This window comes from uncultured Ruthenibacterium sp. (genome assembly GCF_963558415.1).
Classification (GTDB): Bacteria; Bacillota; Clostridia; order Oscillospirales; family Ruminococcaceae; genus Ruthenibacterium.
The window spans coordinates 1-1,583 of the sequence record NZ_CAUWGY010000162.1 but is presented as its reverse complement, the minus strand read 5'-3'; the positions used below and the strand labels follow the sequence as shown (position 1 = coordinate 1,583).

Sequence of the window (1,583 nt, the reverse complement as noted above, 5' to 3'; positions counted from 1 at the left end):
GCGACGTAGCCGGAATGGGTGCAGACCTTTACGAGTCTTATGTCGGTTCGATTGTATCGACCAGTGCTCTGGCCGTAGCGGCAGGATTCGGTATGCATGGCGTGGGCGTTCCCATGCTTTTGGCTGCCATGGGAGTGCTTTGCTCAATTATCGGAACATTCTTTGTAAAAACAAAAGAAGGCGCCAGCCAGAAGAATCTTCTGACCGCGCTGCGCACCGGTACATATATCAGTGCAATTTTGATTGCGATTTTGTCTTTTGTCGCTGTTCGGATTCTTTTGCCGGAAAATACGGGCGTTTATTTTGCGGTTCTCAGCGGTTTGGTAGCGGGAGTTGCCATTGGTGCGCTGACGGAGTATTATACCTCCGATAGTTATAAACCGACCCAAAAGTTGTCGGCTGCCAGCGAAACCGGCAGTGCGACTGTAATCATTGGCGGTTTGTCTTTGGGAATGCTCTCCACCGTAGCTCCCGTTGTAATTGTAGGCATTTCCGTTTTGATCAGCTATTTTGTCAGTGGCGGTGCACAGGACTTTAACATGGGTCTGTACGGTGTAGGTGTTTCCGCTGTGGGCATGCTGAGTACTTTGGGTATTACGCTTGCTACAGATGCTTATGGTCCGATTGCGGATAATGCGGGTGGTATTGCAGAGATGACACATATGCCTTCGGAGGTTCGTCGTCGTACGGATGCTCTGGACAGCTTGGGCAATACGACTGCTGCCACGGGCAAAGGCTTTGCGATTGGTTCGGCTGCAATCACGGCATTGGCTCTGATTGCAAGTTATATCGATAAAGTGCATCAGATTGATCCCAATTTGCAAATGGATTTGAGCATCACCAATCCAACGGTTCTGATTGGTCTGTTTGTCGGTGGTATGTTGCCGTTCCTGTTTGCGGCACTCACTATGGATGCTGTGGGCAAGGCAGCTCAGAGCATTGTGGTCGAAGTTCGTCGTCAGTTTAAGCAGATTGCTGGACTGATGGAAGGAAAAACGGATCCGGATTATGCTGCTTGTGTAGATATGTGCACAAAGAGTGCCCAGAAATTGATGATGGCGCCGGCGCTGATCGCAGTGGCTACGCCTATTGTAGTAGGCCTGATTTTGGGCGTAACGGGTGTTGCAGGTTTGCTGGCTGGCACTACCGTTACAGGCTTTGTTTTGGCAGTTATGATGGCCAACGCTGGCGGTGCTTGGGATAATGCCAAGAAGTACATCGAAGGTGGCGCTCACGGCGGCAAAGGCAGCGATTGCCACAAGGCCGCGGTTGTGGGTGATACCGTCGGCGATCCCTTTAAGGATACCAGCGGCCCGTCCATCAATATTCTGATTAAACTCACCAGTATGGTCTCTATCGTATTTGCAGGTTTGATCGTGGCCGTACATCTTTTGTAAAATAATAAAAATGAGCCTTGAGGTTTCTCAAGGCTCATTTTTTATAACTTTTTATGCGTTGAAAACATATCGATCCAGACGGTCAAAGGCTTCTACCACCAGTGCATGTGGCAGCGCAAGATTCATCCGAATGGAACAAGGACCGTGGAAGGCGCGTCCATCTTGCCATATAACGCCAACTTCCAT

The 1,583-nt window shown here is 49.7% G+C and carries 1 protein-coding gene; it reads left to right on the top strand.

The features are described 5' to 3' along the window. Positions 1-1,397 (top strand): sodium-translocating pyrophosphatase (locus AB5H98_RS13420; protein ID WP_367926384.1); only part of this gene is annotated, 1,397 nt, incomplete at its 5' end. Positions 1,398-1,583: the final 186 nt, after the last annotated feature.